The organism is Pseudomonas putida (assembly GCF_005080685.1).
In the GTDB taxonomy this organism is placed as follows: domain Bacteria; phylum Pseudomonadota; class Gammaproteobacteria; order Pseudomonadales; family Pseudomonadaceae; genus Aquipseudomonas; species Aquipseudomonas putida_V.
Genome location: NZ_CP039371.1, coordinates 2,910,553 through 2,934,315, shown reverse-complemented (window position 1 = coordinate 2,934,315; position 23,763 = coordinate 2,910,553). Strand labels below are relative to the sequence as shown.

General features: G+C 65.8%; 24 protein-coding genes and 2 pseudogenes. 15 read left to right on the top strand and 11 right to left on the bottom strand.

All coding sequences use genetic code 11. The features are described from left to right. Positions 1–126 precede the first annotated feature (126 nt). Both E6B08_RS30845 and E6B08_RS13555 read left to right on the top strand, forming a co-directional pair. The gene (locus tag E6B08_RS30845) at positions 127–270 is read left to right on the top strand and encodes a hypothetical protein (RefSeq protein WP_192938662.1); all 144 of its coding nucleotides are present in this window, start codon (positions 127–129) and stop codon (positions 268–270) included. Between the two features lie 59 nt (positions 271–329). Next, complete coding sequence (locus E6B08_RS13555) at positions 330–1,241, top strand: LysR substrate-binding domain-containing protein (protein ID WP_136914482.1); 912 nt, start codon at positions 330–332, stop codon at positions 1,239–1,241. Between the two features lie 43 nt (positions 1,242–1,284). Here E6B08_RS13555 and madM read toward each other — a convergent pair whose 3' ends face one another. The 9 genes and pseudogenes from madM to mdcA form a co-directional block, all read right to left on the bottom strand. Next, entirely contained in the window at positions 1,285–2,049 is a 765-nt protein-coding gene (gene madM / locus E6B08_RS13550; RefSeq protein WP_136914481.1) for a malonate transporter subunit MadM, read from the bottom strand. A gap of 1 nt (position 2,050) precedes the next feature. Further along, entirely contained in the window at positions 2,051–2,473 is a 423-nt protein-coding gene (madL, locus tag E6B08_RS13545) for a malonate transporter subunit MadL (RefSeq protein WP_136914480.1), read from the bottom strand. 61 nt (positions 2,474–2,534) lie between these two features. Next, positions 2,535–3,455 carry a malonate decarboxylase subunit epsilon gene (gene mdcH / locus E6B08_RS13540; protein ID WP_136914479.1) on the bottom strand — a complete coding sequence of 307 codons (921 nt, stop codon included), beginning with the start codon at positions 3,453–3,455 and terminating at the stop codon, positions 2,535–2,537. Beyond that, positions 3,452–4,066 (bottom strand): malonate decarboxylase holo-ACP synthase, encoded by a 615-nt coding sequence (locus E6B08_RS13535; protein ID WP_136914478.1) that lies wholly within the window; start codon positions 4,064–4,066, stop codon positions 3,452–3,454. Before E6B08_RS13535 ends, mdcH begins: the two co-directional genes overlap by 4 nt. Position 4,067: 1 nt before the next feature. Next, positions 4,068–4,859, bottom strand: a complete 792-nt coding sequence (gene mdcE, locus E6B08_RS13530; RefSeq protein ID WP_136914477.1) for a biotin-independent malonate decarboxylase subunit gamma — start codon at positions 4,857–4,859, stop codon at positions 4,068–4,070. Continuing rightward, complete coding sequence (locus tag E6B08_RS13525; protein ID WP_136914476.1) at positions 4,856–5,704, bottom strand: biotin-independent malonate decarboxylase subunit beta; 849 nt, start codon at positions 5,702–5,704, stop codon at positions 4,856–4,858. The genes mdcE and E6B08_RS13525 overlap by 4 nt, the downstream gene beginning before the upstream one ends. After that, positions 5,697–5,996, bottom strand: a complete 300-nt coding sequence (locus E6B08_RS13520) for a malonate decarboxylase subunit delta (protein WP_136914475.1) — start codon at positions 5,994–5,996, stop codon at positions 5,697–5,699. The genes E6B08_RS13525 and E6B08_RS13520 overlap by 8 nt, the downstream gene beginning before the upstream one ends. 1 nt (position 5,997) lies before the next feature. Further along, positions 5,998–6,848, bottom strand: a pseudogene (locus tag E6B08_RS13515) (triphosphoribosyl-dephospho-CoA synthase). Then, positions 6,848–8,509, bottom strand: coding sequence for a malonate decarboxylase subunit alpha (mdcA, locus tag E6B08_RS13510; protein WP_136914474.1), 1,662 nt, complete (start codon positions 8,507–8,509; stop codon positions 6,848–6,850). Before mdcA ends, E6B08_RS13515 begins: the two are co-directional and overlap by 1 nt. A 351-nt stretch (positions 8,510–8,860) precedes the next feature. Between mdcA and E6B08_RS13505 the strand changes: the two genes are divergently transcribed. From E6B08_RS13505 to E6B08_RS13455, 11 genes and pseudogenes are all read left to right on the top strand, one after another. Then, complete coding sequence (locus tag E6B08_RS13505; protein ID WP_136914473.1) at positions 8,861–9,931, top strand: enoyl-CoA hydratase/isomerase family protein; 1,071 nt, start codon at positions 8,861–8,863, stop codon at positions 9,929–9,931. 15 nt (positions 9,932–9,946) lie between these two features. After that, positions 9,947–11,098, top strand: a complete 1,152-nt coding sequence (locus tag E6B08_RS13500; protein WP_136914472.1) for an acyl-CoA dehydrogenase family protein — start codon at positions 9,947–9,949, stop codon at positions 11,096–11,098. A gap of 550 nt (positions 11,099–11,648) precedes the next feature. After that, positions 11,649–12,733, top strand: a pseudogene (locus E6B08_RS13495) (3-deoxy-7-phosphoheptulonate synthase). 33 nt (positions 12,734–12,766) lie between these two features. Further along, positions 12,767–13,048: a peptidylprolyl isomerase gene (locus E6B08_RS13490; RefSeq protein WP_009686645.1), complete on the top strand. Its 282-nt coding sequence runs from the start codon at positions 12,767–12,769 to the stop codon at positions 13,046–13,048. Between the two features lie 150 nt (positions 13,049–13,198). Then, positions 13,199–15,001: an extracellular solute-binding protein gene (locus E6B08_RS13485; protein ID WP_136914470.1), complete on the top strand. Its 1,803-nt coding sequence runs from the start codon at positions 13,199–13,201 to the stop codon at positions 14,999–15,001. Further along, positions 14,998–16,056, top strand: a complete 1,059-nt coding sequence (locus tag E6B08_RS13480; protein ID WP_136914469.1) for a microcin C ABC transporter permease YejB — start codon at positions 14,998–15,000, stop codon at positions 16,054–16,056. The genes E6B08_RS13485 and E6B08_RS13480 overlap by 4 nt, the downstream gene beginning before the upstream one ends. After that, on the top strand, positions 16,056–17,072 hold the full coding sequence (locus tag E6B08_RS13475; protein ID WP_136914468.1) for an ABC transporter permease: 1,017 nt from the start codon (positions 16,056–16,058) through the stop codon (positions 17,070–17,072). The genes E6B08_RS13480 and E6B08_RS13475 overlap by 1 nt, the downstream gene beginning before the upstream one ends. A gap of 63 nt (positions 17,073–17,135) precedes the next feature. Further along, positions 17,136–17,906 carry a 3-hydroxybutyrate dehydrogenase gene (gene hbdH, locus E6B08_RS13470; RefSeq protein WP_136914467.1) on the top strand — a complete coding sequence of 257 codons (771 nt, stop codon included), beginning with the start codon at positions 17,136–17,138 and terminating at the stop codon, positions 17,904–17,906. A gap of 54 nt (positions 17,907–17,960) precedes the next feature. Then, on the top strand, positions 17,961–18,440 hold the full coding sequence (eco, locus tag E6B08_RS13465) for a serine protease inhibitor ecotin (RefSeq protein WP_136914466.1): 480 nt from the start codon (positions 17,961–17,963) through the stop codon (positions 18,438–18,440). 83 nt (positions 18,441–18,523) lie between these two features. Next, the gene (locus tag E6B08_RS13460) at positions 18,524–20,482 is read left to right on the top strand and encodes an acetoacetate--CoA ligase (RefSeq protein ID WP_136914465.1); all 1,959 of its coding nucleotides are present in this window, start codon (positions 18,524–18,526) and stop codon (positions 20,480–20,482) included. Positions 20,483–20,517: 35 nt separating this feature from the next. Further along, a complete protein-coding gene (locus E6B08_RS13455; RefSeq protein WP_046786145.1) occupies positions 20,518–20,793 on the top strand; it encodes a peptidylprolyl isomerase in 276 nt (91 codons plus the stop codon). 3 nt (positions 20,794–20,796) lie between these two features. Here the strand turns inward: E6B08_RS13455 and E6B08_RS13450 are convergent, their stop codons facing one another. Next, a complete protein-coding gene (locus E6B08_RS13450) occupies positions 20,797–21,420 on the bottom strand; it encodes a LysE family translocator (protein ID WP_136914464.1) in 624 nt (207 codons plus the stop codon). 130 nt (positions 21,421–21,550) lie between these two features. On the opposite strand from E6B08_RS13450, the gene E6B08_RS13445 reads away from it, so the two are divergent. Both E6B08_RS13445 and E6B08_RS13440 read left to right on the top strand, forming a co-directional pair. After that, positions 21,551–22,375: an AraC family transcriptional regulator gene (locus E6B08_RS13445; RefSeq protein ID WP_136914463.1), complete on the top strand. Its 825-nt coding sequence runs from the start codon at positions 21,551–21,553 to the stop codon at positions 22,373–22,375. 65 nt (positions 22,376–22,440) lie between these two features. Beyond that, positions 22,441–23,055, top strand: a complete 615-nt coding sequence (locus E6B08_RS13440) for a LysE family translocator (RefSeq protein WP_136914462.1) — start codon at positions 22,441–22,443, stop codon at positions 23,053–23,055. On the opposite strand, the gene E6B08_RS13435 is transcribed toward E6B08_RS13440, so the two are convergent. After that, a complete protein-coding gene (locus E6B08_RS13435) occupies positions 23,033–23,728 on the bottom strand; it encodes a metallophosphoesterase (protein WP_136914461.1) in 696 nt (231 codons plus the stop codon). The two genes, E6B08_RS13440 and E6B08_RS13435, sit on opposite strands and share 23 nt — an antisense overlap. Between the last annotated feature and the right edge of the window lie 35 nt (positions 23,729–23,763).

The window sequence follows — 23,763 nt, the reverse complement described above, 5'->3', positions numbered from 1 at the left end:
TCGCCATTGCTGCAATGGAGTGCAGCATGGGGCGCAGCGTTCCACGACCGTTCGATGAATTCAACTGAACAGTCCTGGCATGTCCGTGGCCTACCCCTCATGACATCACTGCACAGGAGGCCTGTCATGTCCGATCCCAACCATCCCGATCCGTACGTCGACGATATACCGCACAATCCCGGTGAACCGGTGCCAAAGCCCGACCCCGAGCAGGAAGCGCCGGATTGGCCTGAGGGTCAGGTTCCGCCCGAGGAGCAGTCCGACGGTTGAGCGGCCGGCGCGCGTCATCTGTGGCATGATCGGCGCCACCGCCATTCGAGCCCGTGTGCATGCTGATCGACGAAGAACTGACCCTGAAAAAGCTGGAGACCTTTCTCGCCTTCATGCGCAGCGGCAACCTTGGCCGGGCCGCCGCGCAGTTGTCGACCAGCGCGGTCAGCGTGCACCGCGCCATCCATTCGCTGGAAAGCGCGCTGCGCTGCCCGCTGTTCAAACACGAAGGTCGTCAGTTGATTCCGCTGGAAAGCGCCTACGTGCTGGAAAAGAAGGCCCGCCAGTTGATCCAGGATGCCGAACAGATGGTGCGCCAGACGCGCGAAGCTGCAGGCTTCTATGCCGAGCGCTTTCGCCTCGGCGCGCTGTACTCGCTCACCGTCAGGACCGTGCCGAAACTGGTGATGGGCCTGAAACTGCGCCGCAGCGAACTGAATATCGACCTCAACCTGGGCTCGAACGTCGACTTGCTGGAGCGCCTGAAGAACCACGAGCTGGAGGCGATCCTGGTGTCGCTGGACGACAGCATCAACGACCCAGCCTGTGCCCAGTTGCCGCTATTCTCCGATGACATCTTCCTTGCCGTACCCACCGACTCGCCGTTTGCCGAGCAGGCCGAAGTGGACCTCGCCGACTTCGCCGACTCGACCTTCATCACCCTGACCCAGGGCTTCGCCACCCATCGCGATGGGGCGCGGGTGTTCCAGCAGGCGGGTTTCGAGCCGAAGGTGGCGATGCAGGTCAACGATATCTTCACGTTGCTCAGCATGGTCAGTTCGGGGGTAGGTTTCGCGCTGCTACCGGGAAGGATCGCGGCGGTGTACGAGAATCGCGTGAAGTTGATCCCGCTGCAGCCGCGCTATCGGCTGCAGCAGCATATCGGCGTGGTGTTCCTGAAGGCCCGCGAACGGGAGCCGAACCTGCTGGCATTGTTGGCCGAATGCAGGATGTACAGCCGGGAAAGCTGATTGGCAGCATTCGCGGCGGCGTACCGCCGCGATCAAGCCGCTATTAACCCACCAACCCTCTGACACAGAAGTACAGGATCGAAGGCCCCATCAGGCAACCCAAGCCGGTATGGAAGGTCGCGGTCAGTGCACCATAGGGCACCAGCCGGCGATCGGTAGCCGCGAGACCTGCAGTCACCCCCGACACGGTCCCGGCCAAGCCACCGAACACCATCGCCGAACGCGGGTTGTCCAACGCCAGCAGGCGCGCCGAAACCGGGGTGAACACCATCACCAGAATCGCCTTGATCAACCCCGTGGCAATCGACAGGGCCATCACGTCCGAGCTTGCGCCCAACGCCGCGCCGGTCACCGGGCCGACGATGTAGGTCACCGCTCCGGCGCCGATGGTGGTCATGCTCACCGCATCGCGGTAGCCGAACGCATACGCCACTCCGGCACCGACGATGAATGGCAGCACGGTGCCCAACAGCAACGACACCGCACCAATCATCCCGGCCTTGCGTGCCTCGGTGGCCTGCACCTCGAAGGCGGTGGCGACGATCGCGAAATCGCGCAGCATGGCCCCGCCCATCAGGCCGATGCCAGAGAACAGCGCCATGTCGGCCAGCCCTTTCTGCCCCCCGGTGATGGTGCCGCCGACCCACGCCAGCACCAGCCCGATGACGATGGCGATGGCCGAGCCATGGACGCGGCCGAACGTCAGGTACTTGGACAGCAATACCGACAACCACATGATCCCACCCACCACCGCGAACGCAGTGATCAAGCCGTTATGCTCCAAGGCATTGTCAATGAGTGCCCACATATCAGCGACCTCCCGCAGGTGCTACCTGCGCAGGTGGAGCCGCTGGCACATCGAGCGGCGGCAAAGGCTCACCGCGGTGGCTGCGGCTGATCAAAGCGATGGTCAGCCCACATACCAGTACCGCACCAATCGCCGCCAGCAAGGCCACCGGGCCGCCATGCAGGGCAGTGACGACGTTCTGCTGGGCGGCCATGGCCACCACCACAGGGATGTACATGGCGCCCCAGAAACCGACACCGAACTCGCATTCCTTGCTCATGCCGCCGTTGCGGTGCATGTACAGCCGCGCGCAGATCAGCAGGATCATGGCGATGCCGACACCGCCCACATTGGATTTGACGCCCAGCAGGACGCCCAGGAAGTCGCCGACGATAACGCCGGCCAGAGTGCACACCGCCAACAGGGCCACGCCATAGATGATCATTGTTGTTGTCCTCAGCTTTATGTCGAAGTTGCTTGTTGTTGTTCTTCGCATTGCCGTGCCGTCATCGATTGTGAGCCACCTCCTGGCGCAACAGCGCATCGAGGGTATCGGCCCGGGTCGACTCGACAGGCAACACCCGGCCCTGGTCGAACACCGAACGGGCCAGGCCGCTGAGCACGCTGCCCGGCGGCATTTCCAGGTGCAGACGCACGCCGCGTTCATAGGCGTTGCGCAACGTAGCACGCCAGTCGACCACCCGGGCCATGTTGCCAGCCAGGTCGTCGCGCAGGCGCTGTGGATCGAAGATCGGTCGCGCGCTGCTGCCGCTCAGGTAGGTGATACGTGGACGCCGCATGGGGACGCTGGCGAAGGCGGCGGCCAGTTCGCTGGCCGGGCCGTCCAACAGCCTGCAGTGCGACGGCACGCTCACCGCCAGGCGTCGGGCCACGCCCTGGCCCCGGCTGCGAGCGCGGGCGGCGACCTCGGTCATGGCGGCATCGGCACCGGCAATGACGATCTGGTTTTCACTGTTGAGGTTGGCAACGAACACCTCGCCGCCGACCTCGTCCAGCAAGCGTTCGACACTGGCCAGGTCCAGCCCGCTCAGGGCCGTCATGCCGTAGCCTTGCGGGTAGGCTCGTTGCATCAGTTCACCGCGCAGTGCCACCAGGCGCACGGCGTCGTCGAAGTCCAGGGCTTCTGCCACCACCGCTGCCGGGTAGGCACCGATGGACAAACCGGCCACATAGTCCGGCGCCGGGCTGCGCTGCATTAGCCAGCGCGCCCAGGCGACCCCGGCGAGCAACAGGCACAGTTGCACGGCACGGGTGGACTGCAAGGCCTGCTGGTTGTCCAGGCTCAGTACCTGCTCACCGAGGGCGTCGCTGGCGGCCTCGAGCAAGCACTCGGCGCCTTCGGGCAGGCGATGCAGCATGCCTGCCTGCTGAGCGCCCTGGCCCGGGAAAGCGAACAGGCTGCTCATGCCGCGTCCTCGCAGGCCTGCCAGGGATCGGCCAGCAAGCGTGCGCCGTCGGCGGACTTGAGCAACACGCGCAAGGCGCCGCTGGCCCATTCACGCAAGGCAATGGCGCCGGCGGGCGTTTCCAGTTGCACATCGATGCGGCAGGGACCGCGGTCGAGACTATCGAGCAGGTCACGCGCCGTGCAGCGCGCAAGCGGATGCGGCGTGCGCAACACCAGGTCGAGGTCGCTGCCCTGGTGCAGCACTTCTCTGCCGGTCGCCAGCTGGTAGCCCACCCCGCCGGTCGGCCCCCACGCCAGGCCAGTGGCATCGAGCACCGGCGTGGCACTGGCCAGCGCCTGGAGTGCCGGCCAGGCGCTTTCGCCCTGCCAGCGCAACGCCTCCGGACTGAGCTGGCGCTGCACATCCGCCGCACGCATGCGTGTGCCGAGGCGCTGCTCGCGCCCCTGCCCGCGCACGCCCACCGCAATCCAGCCGGGTGCGCACAACGCCCGGCGCACCACCACCGGCTGCCCTGCAGCCAGTACCTGGCGCGCCCAATCCGGAGCATCGTCAGGCAATGCCGAGGCGGGCATGCCCCAGAGCAGGTCGTGCGGGCGCGCTGGGTTCATTTCAGGCCTCCTGCCACTGCTTGCGCAACTCGGCCCGCACCTCACGCGAGGCGCGGCGGTTTTCCCCGGCCAGGCGTGAGGTCAGGTCGGTGGAGGTGCCGATATCGCGCACCGCTTCGGCGAGGCAGGCGCGGACCTTGACCAGGTCGGCCTGGCTCGGCGAGTCAGCGCTATCGACACTCAAACGGCGCCACAACAAGCCCAGCGAGGCGTAGCTGTCGAGGTCATAGGCCATCGGCGGAATCTCAGCCGCCAGCGCTTCGAGCTCCTCGACACTGCGCAGGGTGATGCGCGCCGCAGCTGCCTTGCCCATGGCATGCACCAGCACGCCACTGTCGTCCAGGGCAATCAAGCGCTGCGCCTGGTACCCATGGGCCAGGAACGCGCCGGACATCGCCTTGCCCACCAGCAGGCCGATCACCGGGTGCCCTGCCAGGCGTGCCTGGGCGTAGGCCTCGACCGCGCCGGCCAGGGCCTGGTGAATGCCCAGCGCCTCCTCCCGGCGGCCATAGGCCTGGCTCGGCACATCGATGATGGCGACGATCGCGCGCTTCTCGCCGTGCTGGTCGGCGGCGACCGCTTCGCTGACGGCCTTGGCCAGGCCCCAGCCTTCGAGTACGCCTACTTCACCATTGCGGGCGCGGGGGAACGGGTTGTCACCATCCGGCACCACGGCGATGAAGCGCGCCAGGCGGTTGTCCAGTTCGGCGTCGATGACCCGCAGCGACGCGGGATAACCTGGCAGGCACTGGCCGGCGGCCAGGCCTGGCAGCCAATCGAGGGCACGGTTCATTGGGCATCTCCTTGGTACAGATCGCGCACGGCGGCGCCATCCAGTTGCATTACATCCAGGCCCAGTCGCGACAGGCGCTCGAGGAACCAGGCATGGCGGCCGGCACGTGCAGCGCTGGGCGCCTCCAGCAGTCGCAGCAATTGCTCGCGTATGAGCTCGAGATCATCGGCCACATAGCTGTCGGCCAGGCCGCTTGCGTAGCGTTGCTGGCCACCGCTGAGGCTCCAGATGAAGGGGCGGTCCTTGGCGTCGTACTCGCCGATGCCGGCCTCCTGCTCGATCACCTGGGGGCCATTGAGCCCCAGGCGCGCCTCGCGGGTGACCAACAGATGGCTGCACAGTCCGGCGGCGATGGACATGCCACCGAAGCAGCCGACCGAACCTGCGATCAGGCCGATCACCGGCTGATGGGCACGCAGCTCGACGATCGCCGCCTGGATCTCGGCAATCGCCGCCAGGCCCAGGTTGGCCTCCTGCAGGCGCACGCCACCGGTTTCCAGCAACAGCACGGCGCAGGTCGGGATGCCATTGCGATTGTCCTCGATGGCCAGCTCCAGGGCGCCGGCGATCTTGGCACCGCCCACCTCCCCCATGCTGCCGCCCTGGAAGGCGCCTTCGATGGCGGCCACCACGGCGTTGCGCCCGGCCAGGCGGCCCTTGGCGATGACCACGCCGTCATCGGCCTGGGGCACGATGCCCTGGCGTGGCAGCCAGGGCGACATGAAGCGGTCGAACGGACCCAGCAGTTCGCGGAAGGTACCAGGGTCGAGCAGTGCCTGGGCGCGCTGGCGGGCGCCCAGTTCGACGAAGCTGCGACTTTGCAGCAAGCGTTCGGTATCAGTCATGGGCGATCTCCTCGAAACCTTGCTCCAAGCGCAGGCGTACCACGCCAGGGGTGGCGCCGAAATCATGGATGTCGATCTTCATGGCCGGCAGCTCGCGGCCTTCGAACAGGCGCTGGAACACCTGCGTCCAGCGGGCAGCGCTACCGTTGACCGAAGTCACCACCTGGATCTGCAAGGTGCCGGGATTGCCCGGTTCGATCAGCACTTCGAGGTCGCCGGAACTCACGCAGCCCACCAGGGTGCGGCCGCGCCCGGGTTCGGCGGCGGGGTATTGAAAGGTCAGGGTTTCCATGTCACAGGCTCCCGGCTTTGTCGAGGAACAGGCAGGCGGCCAGCAGGTCGGCGGCGCCCCCGGAGAAGCGTTGAGTTGCAGCAGCTGGGCGTCCAGCAGGCGCAGTTGGCGACGGCCTGCGAGCGTGGCGCTGCCACCGGCGGTGAGCACCTTGCGCGCACCCTGCTGAACGACTTGCAGCCCCTCGGGGCCGGCGCGCCAGAGGACGCAGGTGTCGCTGAGCGCGGCCATGATCGCCAGCAAGGCGTCGAGCCGTGCGTGGGTTTCGCTGGCACCGCAGGCGCGGCTGCGGCGCAGTTGCGGCAAGCCATGGCCGATCACTGCCGGGAAGCCTTGCTGGGCCTGCTCGCGGGCGCCGCCTGCGCCATAACGTTGGCGTACCTGGCTGCCATGGCTGGTGCTGGCGGCAACCGCTGGGTCGTCGATCAGGGCGATACGCCCTGCCCTTGCAGCCAGTGTTTCGGCGCTGGCCTGGTGGTCCAGAGCACTGGCCGCCACGAGCAAGCCGAGCGCCCAGATAGCGCCGCGGTGGGTATTGACCCCGCCGGTGGTGGCCAGCATCGCCGCTTCGCCTTCGCGGCCGATGCGGCCAAGGGCGGCGCGCAGTGGAACGCCGATCTTGCCGTGGGATTGTGCTGCTTCGGCCATCTGCCGCAGGCACGGCCACAGGGCGAGTGCCGAGGCATGCATGAGGGCCAGGCTCATGTCAGTGTGTACGCCGCTACCGCGACGGTCGACCAGGCCCGGCTTGGGCGACAGGTCGGCTTCGTCCATCAGGGCCTCTACGGCCAGGTCGGCCAGGTGGTCGGCCAGGGCGGTTGGGGCTACCAGGTTCAGGGACTGTGCGTTCATTACCAGCTCCTGAACCGTGCAGGTGGGTTGTACAGGCCACCGGACCACTCGACCAGGTCGGCGATGCTGCGTGCGGCCAGTAGCTCGCGGCTGGCATCGGTGCGGCGGATGCCGAGGTCTTCAGGCAGGGCCACGAGCCCTTGCTGGCGCAGCCGCAAGGTGTCCTTGGGATCGTGCCGCAGGCCGATGGCGGTGACCCCGGCCACGGCAGCGATCATCTGCCGGCGTTCTTCCAGGCTGCGCGCCTTGTACAGGTAGGCGATGCCTTCCTCGGTCAGCAGATGGGTGACGTCGTCGCCGTAGATCATCACCGGCGCCAGTGGCATGCCGGCTTTTTTCGCCACGCCGACGGCGTCCAGGGTCTCGACGAAGGTGGGCTTGCCACCCTCCTGGTAGGTCTCGACCATCTGCACCACCAGCTTGCGGCCGCGTTCGAGCAGCGTGTCGGGCACCGTCATGTCGAGCCAGGCTGGCGTCGCATGGCGCCGCCCACGAGGGTCGTGGCCCATGTTCGGAGCGCCGCCGAAGCCGGCCAGGCGGCCTCGGGTCACGGTCGAGGAGTGGCCGTCGCCATCGACCTGCAGCGTGGCGCCGATGAACAGGTCGACCGCGTACTGCCCGGCGAGCTGGCACATCATGCGATTGGAACGCAGCGAGCCGTCGCGGCCGGTGAAGAATACGTCCGGACGCTGGGCGATGTAGTCCTCCATGCCCAGCTCGGTGCCGAAGCAGTGGACACTTTCGACCCAACCGGTTTCGATGGCGGGAATCAGTGTCGGATGGGGGTTGAGGGTCCAGTTGCGGCAGATCTTGCCTTTCAGGCCCAGGGACTCGCCGTAGGTGGGCAGGATCAGTTCGATGGCCGCGGTGTTGAAGCCGATGCCGTGATTGAGCGACTGCACCTGGTGTTTCTCATAGATACCGCGGATCGCCATCATCGCCATCAGCACGTGCACCGGCTTGATGTGGCGCGGGTCGCGGGTGAACAACGGCTCGATGTAGAACGGCTGGTCGGCCACCACCACGAAGTCGATCCACGAGGCCGGGATGTCCACGCGTGGCAGGTCGTCCACGCGGTCCACCAGTTGGTTGACCTGGGCGATGACGATGCCGTCGCTGAACGCCGCGGGCTCCACCAGCGCCGGCGTGTCCTCGGTGCTGGGCCCGGTGTAGAGGTTACCGTCGCGATCGGCCATGAAGCCGGCCACCAGGGCGACGTTGGGAATCAGATCCACCAGCAGGCGTGAGTACAGTTCGATGTAGGTGTGGATGGCGCCGACTTCGAGCAGGCCATCTTCCAGCAACTGGCCGATGCGCAGGCTCTGCGGCCCGGCGAAAGAGAAGTCGAGCGTGCGGGCGATGCCGCGTTCGAACAGGTCCAGGTGCTCCGCGCGGCTGACGCTGGGCATGATCATGTGCAAATCATGCAGGCGCTCGGGGTCGGCCTTGGCCAGCGAGCGGGAGAGAAAATCGGCTTGCTTCTGGTTGTTGCCCTCCAGCACCACACGGTCGCCAGGGGCGATGAGCAGCTCCAAGGCCTCGACGATTCGCTCGGTGGGCAGTACCCGGCCGTCGGCGAGGTGGCTGACCCGGTCCAGGCGGCGCTGCTTCTCGGCGCGCCGCCGCGACCATTGCGGCGGTGGATTCTTCATTGTGGTCATTGGTGACTCCACGGGTTCGCTGTCGTGCAGGCACATTAGGCGCCGGGGAACGGGAGGATCAATCAAGGTGGGTGGACGATCGTTACGGTTGGAGTAATGAATAGCAGTGATGCTGCCGGCCCCTTCGCGGGCAAGCCCACTCCCACAGGGAGGGTGCAGGATGAATGGAAACGGGCTTGCCCCCGAATAGGGCCTGCTCGGAAAACTTGCTATTGTCAGCGGACGCAAAAATGCACGATGCCCCTGCACTTTTATCCATTGTGCAAGGCAATTACGCATGACAGGATCCCAGCATCCTCCAGCGCACTCCAGAATCACTTGGAAAATCAATAAAAAAGCAGGGAGAACGCGATGACCGCGCACGCTCACATCTCGGCAACGGAACATGTACTGGCCGAGGTTCGCAACCAGATTGGCCGCCTCACCCTCAACCGCCCTTCAGGCCTCAATGCCTTGACCCTGGACATGGTGCGCAGCTTGCGCCAGCACCTCGATCAGTGGGCCGACGACAACCAGGTCCGCGCCGTGGTGCTGCGCGGCGAAGGCCCCAAAGGCTTCTGCGCCGGCGGCGACATTCGCTCGCTGCACGACAGCTACAAGGCTGGCGACGGCCTGCACGACACGTTCTTCGTCGAGGAATACGCCCTCGACCTGTGCCTGCACCACTACCGCAAGCCGGTGCTGGTGCTGATGGACGGCTTTACCCTCGGCGGAGGCATGGGCCTGGCCCAGGGTTGCGACCTGCGTATCGTCACCGAACGTAGCCGGCTGGGCATGCCCGAAGTCGGCATCGGCTACTTCCCGGATGTGGGCGGCAGCTACTTCCTGTCGCGTATTGCCGGCGAGCTGGGTACGTACCTCGGCGTCAGCGGCAGCCAGATCCAGGCCGCCGATGCGCTGTACTGCGGGCTGGCCGACTGGTACCTGCCCAGCGACAAGATCGCCGCGCTGGAGCAGGGCCTGGACCGCGTGCAGTTGGGCGACCATCCACTCAAGGATCTGCAAAAACTGCTGGCCGGCCTCGGTTCGCAGACCCTGCCTGACGCACCGCTTGAGCGACTGCGCCCGGTGATCGATCACTTCTTCGCCCTCCCCGACCTGCCGGCGATCATCGAGCAACTGCGCGCCGTGACCATCGGCGACAGCCACGCCTGGGCCCTGGCCACCGCCGACCTGCTGGAAAGCCGCTCGCCGCTGGCCATGGCGGTAACCCTGGAAATGCTCCGCCGTGGCCGCCAACTGCCGCTCGAAGCCTGTTTCGCCATGGAGCTGCACCTGGACCGTCAGTGGTTCCAGCACGGCGACATCATTGAGGGCGTGCGCGCCCTGATCGTCGACAAGGACAAGCAACCGCGCTGGAATCCGCCAACCCTGGCTGGCCTCGAGCGCCAGCGGGTCGACCAATTCTTCGAAGGCCTGTGAGCCGGGAGTACGCAGATGCAAGACCTGGAACTTAACGAAGAACAGATCATGATCCGCGACATGGCCCGGGACTTCGCCCGGGGCGAAATCGCCCCGCACGCCCAGGCCTGGGAAAAGGCCGGCTGGATCGACGATGGCGTGGTTCGCAAGATGGGCGAACTGGGCCTGCTGGGCATGGTGGTGCCGGAGGACTTCGGCGGCAGCTACACCGACTACGTGGCCTATGCCCTGGCGGTCGAGGAAATCTCTGCCGGCTGCGGCGCCACTGGCGCGATGATGAGCATTCACAACTCGGTGGGCTGCGGCCCGCTGCTAGCCTACGGCACACCCGAGCAACAACAGGCCTGGCTGCCGCGCCTGGCCAGCGGCGAGGTGATCGGCTGCTTCTGCCTGACCGAGCCGCAGGCCGGTTCCGAAGCCCACAACCTGCGCACCCGCGCCGAACGGGTGGAGGGGCACTGGGTGCTCAACGGCGCCAAGCAGTTCGTCAGCAACGCACACCGTGCCGGATTGGCGATCGTCTTCGCGGTCACCGACCCTGAGCTGGGCAAGAAAGGTCTTTCGGCCTTCCTGGTCGAGACCGACAACCCTGGGTTCAAGGTCGACCGCAGTGAACACAAGATGGGCATCCGCGCCTCCGACACCTGCGCGGTAACGCTGGACAACTGCCGCATCCCCGCCGCCAATCTGCTCGGCGAGCGCGGCAAGGGCCTGGCCATCGCCCTGTCCAATCTTGAAGGCGGACGCATCGGCATCGCCGCCCAGGCCCTGGGCATCGCCCGAGCGGCGTTCGAGGCAGCGCTGGCCTACTCGCGTGAGCGCATCCAGTTCGGCAAGCCGATCAACGAGCACCAGAGCATCGCCAACCTGCTGGCCGACATGCAGGTGCAAGTCAATGCCGCACGCCTGCTGATCTTGCATGCGGCGCGCTTGCGCAGCGCCGGCAAGCCGTGCCTGTCGGAGGCCTCGCAAGCCAAGCTGTTCGCTTCGGAGATGGCCGAGCGGGTGTGCTCGATGGCGATCCAGGTGCATGGCGGCTATGGCTACCTGGAAGACTACCCGGTGGAGCGCCACTACCGCGATGCGCGCATCACCCAGATCTACGAGGGATCCAGCGAGATCCAGCGGATGCTGATCGCCCGGGAACTCAAGCACTATCCGTTGTGAAACCGCTTCGCTCGATCAGATCGATAGCATTTAACCATTGAACAGCCCGGGCCACCTGCAGTAAGCTCGGGCTCATTCACTGGAGAGCAACATGTCGAACCCCACCCGCAACCACGCCAACCACACCGGTCGCCCTCAGCGCCGCGTGCTGGCTGTTGCCGGTCGCAAAGCTCCCGCAAGCTTTTATTTTGGGTATTGGTTTAGCCACTAGGCGCCGCTGATACCCACACGGCGCCCACCTTCGAGGGCCGCCGAATACGAGAATACTCAAACCCCCGGTCGGCTCCCCGACCGGGGGTTTTGCTTTTCAGGCTTTCAACAAACACCGATTCGCACCGAGGACAGACTCATGAACTACGCCACCTACTACTACGCAAGCACCTACGCCTGGCGATTTAGCCAATCCCGCTCGGGCCAGCCTGCCGCCTCCGATCGGTCCATCTCCGGTGGCAACGCTGCAGACAACGCACAATCAACGATCAGTCGAACACCTCGATAGGGCCGACCGCGCGGGATAGAACCCGCCGTCCGCCCAGGGAACCTATACGCCATGCAAGCTTCCAACCTCGCCCTGCCCTGACCCAACCGCAAGCTGCCAACACCACCGTCAGCCAGCGCCTGCCCAGCCCGCACCTGCTCAAGCAGCAGATGCCGCTATCGACCGAACTCACCCAACAGGTGCAGCAGCACCGCCTGGCCATCCGCGCCATCCTCGAAGGACACGACCCACGCCTGCTCGTGGTGGTTGGCCCCTGCTCGCTGCATGATCCGCGCTCGGCCATCGAATACGCCGATCGCCTGGCCGCGCTCAGCCGCGAGGTCGACGAGCAACTGCTGCTGGTGATGCGCGCCTACGTCGAGAAGCCGCGTACCACGGTGGGCTGGAAAGGCCTGGCCTACGACCCGCACCTGGACGGCAGCGACGACATGCACGCGGGCCTGGCGCTGTCGCGTGGGTTGATGCTGAACATGATCGAGCGCGGCCTGCCGGTAGCCACCGAACTGCTGCAACCGATGGCTGCGGGCTACTTCGACGACCTGCTGGGCTGGGCGGCGATCGGTGCACGCACCACTGAATCGCAGATCCACCGCGAGATGGTCAGCGGCCTGGAGCTGCCGGTCGGGTTCAAGAACGGCACCGACGGCGGGATCGGCATCGCCTGCGACGCCATGCGCAGCGCGGCCCATCCGCATCGTCACTTCGGCATGGACGCGCAGGGCTACCCGGCGATCATCGAGACCTTGGGCAACGGCGACACCCACCTGGTGCTGCGCGGCGGCCACAAAGGCCCCAACCACGATGCCGCGAGCATCGCCCAGGCACGCCAGGGCCTGGACAAAGCCGGGTTGCAAGCACGCATCATGGTCGATTGCAGCCACGCCAACAGCGGCAAGGACCCGGCACGCCAGCCTGCGGTGTTCGAGGACGTACTCGGTCAGCGTCTGAGCGGTGACCGCTCGATCGTCGGGGTGATGCTCGAGGGCCACCTGTTCGATGGCTGCCAGGCACTGGGCAAGGGCCCGCTGAAATATGGCGTGTCGATCACCGACGGTTGCCTGGGCTGGGAGGCCACCGAAACGCTGCTACGCAACGCTGCAGCGCGCCTGGAGACAGCGCCCCGGCAAGTGCGTTAGGCTTGACCCTTTCAACCCAAGGAGTAGTACCCCATGGCACGCGCAACCGCCCGTCACATCCTCGTTGCCAGCGAAGACAAGTGCAACGAACTCAAGGCCCAGATCGAAGCCGGTGCCGACTTCGCGGAAATCGCCAAGGCCAACTCCACCTGCCCGTCCAGCCGCCAGGGCGGTGACCTGGGCTCGTTCGGCCCAGGCCAGATGGTCAAGGAGTTCGACACCGTGGTCTTCAGCGCACCGGTCAACACCGTGCAGGGCCCAGTGAAAACCCAGTTCGGCTACCACCTGCTGGAAGTGACCAGCCGCCAGGACTGATCGGCTGAGTCCGCTCATGGCCCTATTGCCGGCAAGCCGGCTCCTACAGGCGGTGCACACCTCCTGTAGGAGCCGGCTTGCCGGCGATGACGCCGGTAAAGCCAACCGATATCCGGCACCTACACATCTTCTTCTGGGGCTCGCGCTATCCTGCCTGAGCGTCATCACCCAAGCCGCCCCAGCCACGCCCTCACCGTCTACGGCGAAGCCCCGCGCTATGCCGAAAGCTTCCGCCACTTCGACTACGCAAACCCCGACGCCCCCAAAGGCGGTAGCCTGCGCCGCTCGGCAATCGAGATCGGCCAGTTCGACCACATTCTGCCCTACATCGACAAGGGCATCGGCGTCAGTGAGGTCGACGGTTGGCTGTACGCGCCGCTGGCCATACGTTCGTTGGACGAGCCCTATACCGTCTACGGCCTGATCGCCCAGCGCATGGAGCGCGACCCCTTTGATGCCTGGCTACGCCTGGAACTCGATCCACGCGCGACCTTCGCCGATGGCAAGCCGGTGCGTGCCGAGGATGTACGTTTTACCTTCGAGCGCCTGATGAGCCAGGGCAGCCTCAAGTACCGCACGCAGTTCGCCGACGTGCGCGAGGTCACCGTGGAAGGCCCACGGCAGATTCGTTTCGACTTCAAGCAACCCCACGGCCGCACCCTGGCCCTGGACCTCGCAACCCTCCCGGTACTCCCCGAACACGACTGGCACGACCGCGACTTCGCCAATGGTGCAGGCTTCGACAAGCCGGTCGGCAGTGGCCCCTACCGCATCGGCCGGATCGACAACGGCCGCAGCATCACCTTCGAGCGCGACCCGACATGGTGGGCCAAGGACCTGCCGGTCAACCGCGGGCGGTACAACTTCGAACGCCTGCGCATCGAATACTTCGGCGACACCGAGGTCGCCCGCCAGGTACTCAAGGGCGGCGGCTACGACTACAACCGCGAGTTCTCCGCCACTGCCTACACCCTCGGCTACAACGGCGCGCAACTGGACGACGGCCGCTTGCGCCGCGCCCACCTCGCACCTGCCAAACCGCAGCCGGCGCAAGGTTTCGTCTTCAACCTGGACCAGCCACAGTTCAAGGACCGCCGGGTGCGCCAGGCGCTGGCCATGCTCTGGGACTTCGAGTGGAGCAACCGGCAGATGATGCGCAACCTGTACATCCGCCAGCAAAGCGTGTTCTCCAATACCCCGCTGGCTGCCCGCGATCTGCCCGATGCCGCCGAACTCGAACTGCTCGAGCCTTTGCGCGGCAAGGTTCCTGCCGAGGTCTTCAGCGCGGTCTTCAAGGCGCCGGTCAGCGATGGCTCGGGCATCATCCGCACCCAGCAGTTGCAAGCGCTGGCCCTGCTCCAACAGGCCGGCTGGCGCCCTGAAGGCGACCGCCTGGTGAACGCGGCGGGCGAGCCGCTGGCGTTCACCTTCCTCAATGGTCAGTCGGGCCTGGAGCGCCTGTTGCTGCCCTGGAAGCGCAACCTGGCGCAGATCGGCGTCACGCTCAACATCCGCAACGTCGACTCGGCGCAGTACGTTAACCGCCTGATGGCCCGCGACTACGACATGATCGTCACCGGCTACCCGGTCACGCTGTCACCCGGCGCCGAACTGTACAATTACTTCGGCTCGGCGGCAGCCAACGACCCCGGTTCGAACAACCTCATGGTACTCAAGGACCCGGCGGTGGACAGCCTGATCGATGGCCTGGTACGCGCCGACAGCGAAGCCGACATGCTGCGCCACGCCCATGCCCTGGACCGCGTCCTGCAGTGGAACTACTACTGGATTCCCAACTACTACCCACCGGGCACTTCGACCGTGTGGTGGAATCGCTTCGGCCTGCCCAAGGTCCAGCCGGCCTATGACGAAGGCCTGGACAGCTGGTGGGAGATCAGCCCCAAGGCCCTGACCACCGAACAGATGGCCGAACGTATCAAGGGCTCTCCATGACCTCCTACATCCTGCGTCGCTTGCTGTTGATCATCCCGACCCTCCTGGCCATCCTGCTGGTCAACTTCGCCATCGTCCAGGCCGCCCCCGGTGGCCCGGTCGAGCAGGCGGTGGCCCGTTTGCAGGGGCTGGGTGGCGGTGCACCGGGCGCGCGCGTCGAGGCCGTGCAAGGCCAGTCGCGGGCCACCCGCGGGCTGGATCCGAAGCTGATCGAGGAAATCAAGCATCAGTACGGCTTCGACAAGAGCGCACCCGAGCGACTGTGGCTGATGCTCGGCCAGTACGCCCGGCTCGATTTCGGCCAGAGCTTCTTCCGTGGCGCCAAGGTCACCGACCTGATCCTCGACAAATTGCCGGTCACCCTGTCGCTGGGCTTCTGGGCCACGCTGATCACCTACCTGGTGTCGATCCCGCTGGGTATCCGCAAGGCGGTGCGCCATGGCAGCCGCTTCGATGCCTGGAGCAGTGCGCTGATCGTGATCGGCTATGCCCTGCCCTCGTTCCTGTTCGCCCTGTTGCTGATCGTGCTGTTCGCCGGTGGCACCTCGCTGAATTGGTTCCCGGTACGAGGCCTGGTCTCGGACGATTTCGACCAACTGAGCCTGCTGGGCAAGATCGCCGACTATTTCTGGCACTTGGTGCTGCCGGTCGGCGCCCTGGTGATCGGCGGCTTCGCCACCCTGACGCTGCTGACCAAGAACGCGTTCCTCGACGAGATCTCCCGCCAGTACGTGGTCACCGCCCGGGCCAAGGGCCTGAGCGAGCGCCGCGTGCTCTACGGGCATGTGCTGCGCAACGCCATGCTGCTGGTGCTGGCCGGGCTGCCCCAAGCGCTGATCACGGTGTTCTTCGCAGGCTCCCTGCTGATCGAGGTGATCTTCTCGCTCGACGGCCTCGGGCGCATGAGCTACGAGGCAGCGGTATCGCGGGACTACCCGGTGGTGTTCGGCACGCTGTTCATCTTCACCCTGGCAGGCCTGCTGATCCGCCTGATCGGCGATCTGTCGTACACCGTGCTGGATCCGCGCATCGACTTCGACGCGAGGGCGCACTGATGCTCTCGCCGATTTCTCGTCGCCGCCTGCAGCGCTTTCGTCGCAACCGCCTGGGCTGGGTTTCGCTATGGCTGTTCGCGGGCTTGTTGCTGCTGAGCCTCGGGGCCGAGTTGGTGGCCAACGACAAGCCGCTGCTGCTGGGCTACAAGGGCGAGCTGTACGTTCCCGCGCTCAAGCGCTACAGCGAGCAGGCGTTCGGTGGGCAATTGCCGTTCCAGCCCGACTACCGCAGTGCTTACGTGCGCCAGTTGATCGAGGGCCAAGGTGGCTGGATGCTGTTCGCCCCCATCCCCTTCAGTGCCGATACGCCAAACTACGATTTGCAGGTGCCGACCCCCAGTCCTCCGAGCGCCAACAACTGGCTGGGCACCGACGACCAAGGTCGCGACGTGCTGGCCAGGGTGCTCTACGGCACGCGCGTGTCACTGCTGTTCGCCTTCGCCCTGACGCTCGTCAGCGTACTCATCGGCGTGGCTGCCGGCGCTCTGCAGGGCTACCACGGCGGCTGGGTCGACCTGCTCGGGCAGCGCTTGCTGGAAGTCTGGTCGGGGCTGCCGGTGCTGTACCTGCTGATCATCCTCAGCGGCTTCGTCGAGCCGGATTTCTGGTGGTTGCTGGGCATCATGGCGCTGTTCTCGTGGCTGACCCTGGTGGACGTGGTCCGCGCGGAGTTCTTGCGCGGGCGCAACCTGGAATACGTCAAGGCTGCCCGCGCCCTGGGTCTGCCGGACAGCCAGGTGATGCTGCGGCATATCCTGCCCAATGCGCTGAACGCCACGCTGACCCTGGTCCCGTTCATGCTCACCGGGGCCATCACCACACTCACCGCCCTGGACTTCCTGGGTTTCGGCATGCCGGCCGGCAGCGCCTCCCTGGGCGAACTGGTGACCCAGGGCAAACAGCACCTGGAGGCACCTTGGCTGGGCTTCACGGCGTTTTTCGCCTTGGCACTGATCCTTTCGCTGCTGGTATTCATTGGCGACGCCCTGCGCGAGGCCTTCGATCCACGCCGCTGACCTGGCCGGCGAGCGAGGTTACGGACAGCTTCTACACTACCGGCATCGACCAAGGAGCGACCCATGACCCTCAAAGGCAAGACAGCACTCGTGACCGGTTCCACCAGCGGCATTGGCCTGGGTATCGCCCAGGTCCTGGCCAAGGCCGGGGCGGATATCCTGCTCAACGGCTTTGGCGACCCGGCCGAGGCCCTGGCGCGGATCAGGCAGCATGGCGTGAAAGCCGTGCATCATCCGGCGGACCTGGCGGATGTCCGCCAGATCGAGGCCCTGTTCGCCCTGGCTGAGCGCGAATTCGGTGGCCTCGACATCCTCGTCAACAACGCGGGTGTCCAGCACGTGGCGCCAGTCGAGCAGTTTCCGGTCGAAGACTGGGACAGGATCATCGCGCTTAACCTGTCCGCGGTGTTCCATGGCACCCGCCTGGCCCTGCCAGGCATGCGTGCGCGCGACTGGGGGCGGATCATCAACATCGCCTCGGTGCATGGCCTGGTCGGCTCCACCGGCAAGGCGGCCTACGTGGCAGCCAAGCATGGCGTGGTCGGGCTGACCAAGGTCGTTGGCCTGGAAACCGCCACCAGCAACGTCACCTGCAACGCCATCTGCCCAGGCTGGGTGCTGACCCCACTGGTGCAAAAACAGATCGACGAGCGAGCCGCCAACGGCGGCGACGCCCTCCAGGCGCAGCATGACCTGCTCGCCGAGAAGCAGCCCTCGCAGGCATTCGTCACACCTGAACATCTGGGCGAGCTGGTACTATTCTTGTGCAGCGAGGCCGGTAGCCAGGTTCGCGGCGCCGCCTGGAACGTCGATGGTGGCTGGTTGGCCCAGTGAAGGGCCAAGCGTGCCTGGCAGAGCCCGCCCCCCCATTCTTAGCAAGGAGGCCCTATGCGCCTGAGCCAATTGTCCGCGATCCTCTCCCTGAGCCTGGCGGCCACCGCCCCGCTGATGGCTGCCAGCCTCAAGGATGTCGCCCCGTACCCCGAGGCGGAAAAAGGCTTCACCCGGCAGGTGATCCACCTGCCGGCACAAACCGATGAGTCCGCCTACAAACTGGAAGTGCTCGCTGGCAAGACGCTCAAGGTCGACTGCAACCGCCAGCGCCTGGGCGGTAGCCTCGAAGAACACACCTTGCAGGGCTGGGGCTACCCGTACTACCGCCTGGAAAAAGTCAGCGGCCCCGCCAGCACCCTAATGGCCTGCCCCGATGGCAAGAAGACCGATGCTTTCGTGCCAGTGATCGGTGACGGTTTCCTGCTGCGCTACAACAGCAAGTTGCCGGTGGTGGTATACGTGCCTGAGGGCGTCGAAGTGCGCTATCGCGTGTGGTCGGCAGCGGACGACGTGCAAAAGGCTACAGTGGAGTAAAGCGTTACAGTCGAGGGCCCTACCGCCTGTTGCAGCCGGCTTGCCGGCGATAGGGCCCCACAGGCAACGACAGGAGGTTCGGCATGACCGATGTGCTCTGGCGCCCCTCCACGGCGCTCATCGAGGCCAGCCGGATGGAGGCCTTCCGCCGCCGGGTCAACCTGCGCTACAACCTGCAACTGGCCAACTACGCCGCGCTGCACCGCTGGAGCATCGAGCAGCGCCCGGCGTTCTGGCAGACCGTCACCGACACCTTCCATGTTCGCTGGCACACCCCGCCCACCCAGGTGCTCCACGAGGGCGAGCAAATGCCCGGCGCCCAGTGGTTCGCCCATGCCACGCTAAATTTCGCCGAACATCTATTGCAACGCCGCGACGACCGCACCGCCATCGTCACCGTGCGCGAGGACGGCGGTCGCAGCGCCTTCACTCACAATCAGCTCGCGGCCCAGGTCGCCGGCCTGCAGAAGGCCTTGCTGGCGGCAGGCATCGGCCCAGGTGACCGCGTCGCCGCATTGATGCCCAACACCTGGGAAACCCTGGTGGCCATGCTCGCCTGCACCAGCCTCGGCGCGGTGTGGTCGACCTCGTCCCCCGATTTCGGCCTGCACGGCATCATCGATCGTTTCGGGCAGATCGAGCCAAAACTGCTTATCGCCTGCGCGGGCTACGACTATGCCGGCAAGCACATAGACCTGGTCGACAAGATCAACCAGGTCTGCGCCCAGTTGCCGGCACTGGAGCAGTTGGTGGTCGTGCCCTACACCCGCGAGCACACCACCGCTGGCGAATTCACCGCCCCTCGCGTCAGCCTGTGGCAGGACTTCTACCAGCCTGGCGGTGAACCCCGTTTCGCCTCGCTGCCCTTCGACCACCCGCTGTACATCCTTTATTCCAGCGGCACCACCGGCGTGCCCAAGTGCATCGTCCACTGCGCCGGAGGCGTGCTGTTGCAGCACCTCAAGGAACATGGCCTGCACAACGACCTCAAGGCCGACGAGGTGCTGTTCTACTACACCACCTGCGGCTGGATGATGTGGAACTGGTTGGTCAGTGGCCTGGCGGTCGGTGCCACCCTGGTCCTGTTCGACGGCTCGCCTTTGCATCCTGGCCCCGAGCGCCTGCTCGACCTGATCGACACCGAGGGCATCAACGTCTTCGGCACCAGCGCCAAGTACCTCGTCGCCCTCGAACAGCAGGGGCTCACGCCGGCCCTCAGCCATGACCTGGGCAGCTTGCGCATGATCCTGTCCACGGGCTCGCCCCTGTCGCCGCACAGCTACGACTATGTCTATGCCAAGGTCAAACCCGACCTGTGCCTGGCGTCAATGTCCGGCGGCACCGACATCGTCTCGTGCTTCGTGCTGGGCAACCCGACCTTGCCGGTGCGTCGCGGGCAGATCCAGTGCAAAGGGCTGGGGATGGCCGTGGAGGTCTGGAACGAGCATGGCCAGCCGGTCATCGAGGAAAAAGGCGAACTGGTCTGCACCCGCAACTTCCCGAGCATGCCCCTGGGCTTCTGGAACGACAGCGATGGCAGCCGCTACCGGGGGGCCTATTTCAGCCAGTTTCCGGGAGTCTGGGCCCAAGGCGACTATGCCGAACAGTGCGCCTCGGGCGGCCTGATCATCCACGGCCGTTCGGACGCGGTGCTCAATCCCGGTGGCGTACGCATCGGCACCGCGGAAATCTACCGCCAGGTGGAAAAGGTCGAAGAAGTGATCGAAAGCGTTGCCATCGGCCAGCAATGGCTAGGTGACGTACGCGTGGTGCTGTTCGTGCGCCTGCGCGAAGGCCTGCAACTCGACGAGCCCTTGCGCCAGCGCATCCGCCAGGTCATCCGCCAATACACCACGCCGCGCCACGTGCCGGCAGTGATCGCCCAGGTCAGCGACATTCCTCGCACCCTCAGCGGCAAGCTGGTCGAACTGGCGGTGCGCAATGCAGTGCATGGCCTGCCGATCAAGAATACCGACGCCCTGGCCAACCCCGAGGCGCTCGAACAGTTCCGTGACCGCACGGAATTGCGCGATCAGGCATAATGACGGCCTTTTTTTGCCCGAAGTACAGGTGCCCCATGAAAGCTCAAGCCCGCCATATCCTGGTCAAGACCGCTGAAGAGGCCGAAAAGCTCAAGCAGCGTATCGCCAACGGCGAGGCCTTCGACGTGCTGGCCAAGAAGTTTTCCACCTGCCCCTCGGGCAAGCGCGGTGGCGACCTGGGCGAAGTTCGCCCAGGTCAACTGGTCGGCGCCATCGACCAGGTGATCTTCAAGAAACCCCTGCGCGTGGTGCATGGGCCGATCAAGAGCAAGTTCGGCTATCACCTGGTGCAGACCTTCTACCGCGACTGAGGCTCAGCGCCGCGCGGCCAGCAAGCCCAGGCCCGCGCAACCGAGCAGCGAGGCACTGACCCGGTTGAACAGCCGCCGTGGTCCAGGTTGCTCGAACCAACGCTGCAGATAGGCGCCAAGCCCTGCGTAGATGGCGATGGCCGCCCATTCCAGCAGCAGGAACAGCACGCCCAGCCAGAGAAATTGCTGGCTCACCGGGGTGCTGCTGTTCACCGCGACGAATTGCGGCAGGAAGGCCGTGAAGATGAGGATCGCCTTGGGGTTGCCTGCGGCCACCCAGAATTCCTGGCGCGCCAGGCGCCAGCCGCTGCGGGGCTGCTCGTCGACGTGGGTTGCCGCACCCACCGGTGCCCGCCACAGCTGCCAGGCGATGTAGAACAGGTAGGCGGCGCCGACCACCTTGATCGCCAGGAACAGGTATTCGCTGGTGTGCAGCACCACCGCCAGGCCCATCGCCGCCAGGGCGATCATGCCGGCGAAGGCCAGCAGACGTCCGCCACCGGCCAGGCAGGCGGTGCGCAGGCCGAAGCGGCTGGCATTGTGCAACGACAGCAGGTTGTTCGGCCCCGGCGCCATGTTCAGGGCGAAACAGGCGGGAATGAATAGCAGCAGGCTCGACAGGTCCATTTCGTTCTCCTTGCAACAGCCTGCTACTGTCGAGGCGCCGCAGGCTCGGGTCAAGGTACAGCTGCCGGAGAAATCTGTACGGCCGCACGCCCTGCACTGCTAAGCTGACGGCCTGTCCGAGGAACCATCGATGTCTCGTAACGAGCTTTGGCGCGATCCGGCGCTGCCCTTCGTGGAGAGCCGCCGTGCCTGCCACAGCCGCGCCTGCTACAAGGCCCATAGCCACCCGACCTTTTCCATCGGCGCAGTGGATGCCGGCTACAGCCAGTTCACCGGCGCCGCTGGCGGCCAGCAACGCCTGACGCCTGGTACTCTGGTGTTGGTGCCGGCGCAGCGGGTGCATGCCTGCAACCCCGAACCCGGCCAAGCCTGGAGCTACCAGATGCTGCACGTGCATGCCGACTGGCTGACGGAACTGCGCCTGGAAGCGGGCCTTGCCTGCGCCGCGCCTGGCGCTGCGGCGCGCATCAGTCGCTGCCCGCAGCTGTATCGGCAGTTCTGCGAGCTCAACGATGTGCTGTTCTCCAATGCCGCCACACTGGAAAAGGAAGCTGCGCTGGTGGCCTTCCTGGGTGATCACGCCTTTGCCCAACAGCCTACGCTGGAGGCGGCTCCTGCGCCCGCCCTGGCACCGGCAACGCTGCGTGCACTGACCTCCCGGATCGACATCGAAGGCCCGGCCCAGCTCAGCCTCGACGTGCTTGCCGAAGCAGCCGGTATGGGCCGCTACCAACTGATCCGGGCGTTCCGCGCCGCCACTGGGCTGACCCCACATGCCTACCTGCTCAATGCCCGGGTGAACCAGGGCCGACAGATGCTCGGCCAAGGCCTGGCCCTGGCCGATGTCGCCTACCACCTGGGGTTTGCCGACCAGGCGCACTTCCAGCGGGTGTTCAAGGCCCACGTCGGGATCACACCGGGGCAATATCGCCAGGCTCACGCGCCGGCGCAATAATCTTCAATACGGGTAGGCGCCACACTCGCAGACTGCGCTTTCTTCCACCAGAGAAAGCCAGTTCCATGGAGCAGTTCGTGATCGTCGCCCTCGCCCATTTCCTTGCCCTGCTGTCTCCCGGCCCGGACTTCTTCCTGGTCGCGCGCACCTCGATCAACGCCGGTTGGCGAGCCGCCAGCGGAGCCTGCCTGGGCATCGCCCTGGCCAACGGGCTGTTCATCGCCATGGCATTCGCCGGCCTCGGGGTGCTGCGCGAAGGCAGTGCGTGGTTCATCGCCCTGCAACTGGCGGGCGCCGCCTACCTGCTATACATCGGCGGATTGTTCCTGCGTCATGCCGGGCAATCCGACCTCACCGCCATCGATGGGCGCGCCACCAGCACCAGCGGCTGGCGCAACCTGGGCATGGGTTTCGCCTCAGGGGTGCTCAACCCGAAGAATGCATTGTTCTACGCCAGCCTGGCGAGCATGGTCGCCAGCTCCAGCCTGGCCTGGAAACTGACCTATGCCGGCTGGATGTTCACCATCGTGCTGTTATGGGACCTGCTGGTGGCGCTGGTGATCGGCAACCGTCGCGTGCTGCGGCGCTTCACCCGCGCCCTGCCCTGGCTCGAGCGCGCTTGCGGGGCGATGCTGATAATGCTGGCCTCGGCGCTGCTCATGCGTCTGGCGTGGGGCTGATCACCCTCAAGGAGCCCAGTTCCATCAGGCTGAAATAGCCGTTGGTCCAACCGCCGGTGTCCAGGTGCCAGACATTGCCCAGGCACTTGGCGCGCAGCACCGGCGTGTGGCCCACCAGCAACGCACGCAGGCCTGCGACCGGTTCGCTGTCACCGTCCTTGAGCCGGCGCCGCGACCACTGGCACACCTCGATCACCTGCGGATCGGCCATCGCTTGCAGGCTGGCGCGCAGGGTGGCCCAGTCGGCGAAGGGACTGTCGGCGTGCAACAGGCCGACCAGGCCGGCTTCGGTTTGCACCTCCATGGCAATGGGCAACTGCGCGAACGCCTCGACATAGCGCTGCTGCTGCACCGCCGGCATGTCGATGAACCAACTACCGCCCGCCGCCCGGTACATGTCCAGCTCCAGGCGGCCGCCGCGCAACAGGGTAATCGCCAGCGACTCATGGTTGCCTTGTACCGCATGGAACCAGGGGCGTGCGAGCCATTCCAGGGCCTCTTCGCTATGGGGCCCACGGTCGACCAGGTCGCCTACGCTGAACAGTCGATCGCGGGCCGGATCGAACCCCACGGCCTCGAGGCTTTGCTCCAGGCGCCGGAAGTGCCCATGGATATCACCGACGGCGAGATCACGCCCGTGGGCGTTGGCTGTCACTTGCCGAAACCGGCTCATTACAATGTTCCTCTGCGGTTGCGCCACGGGCAGGG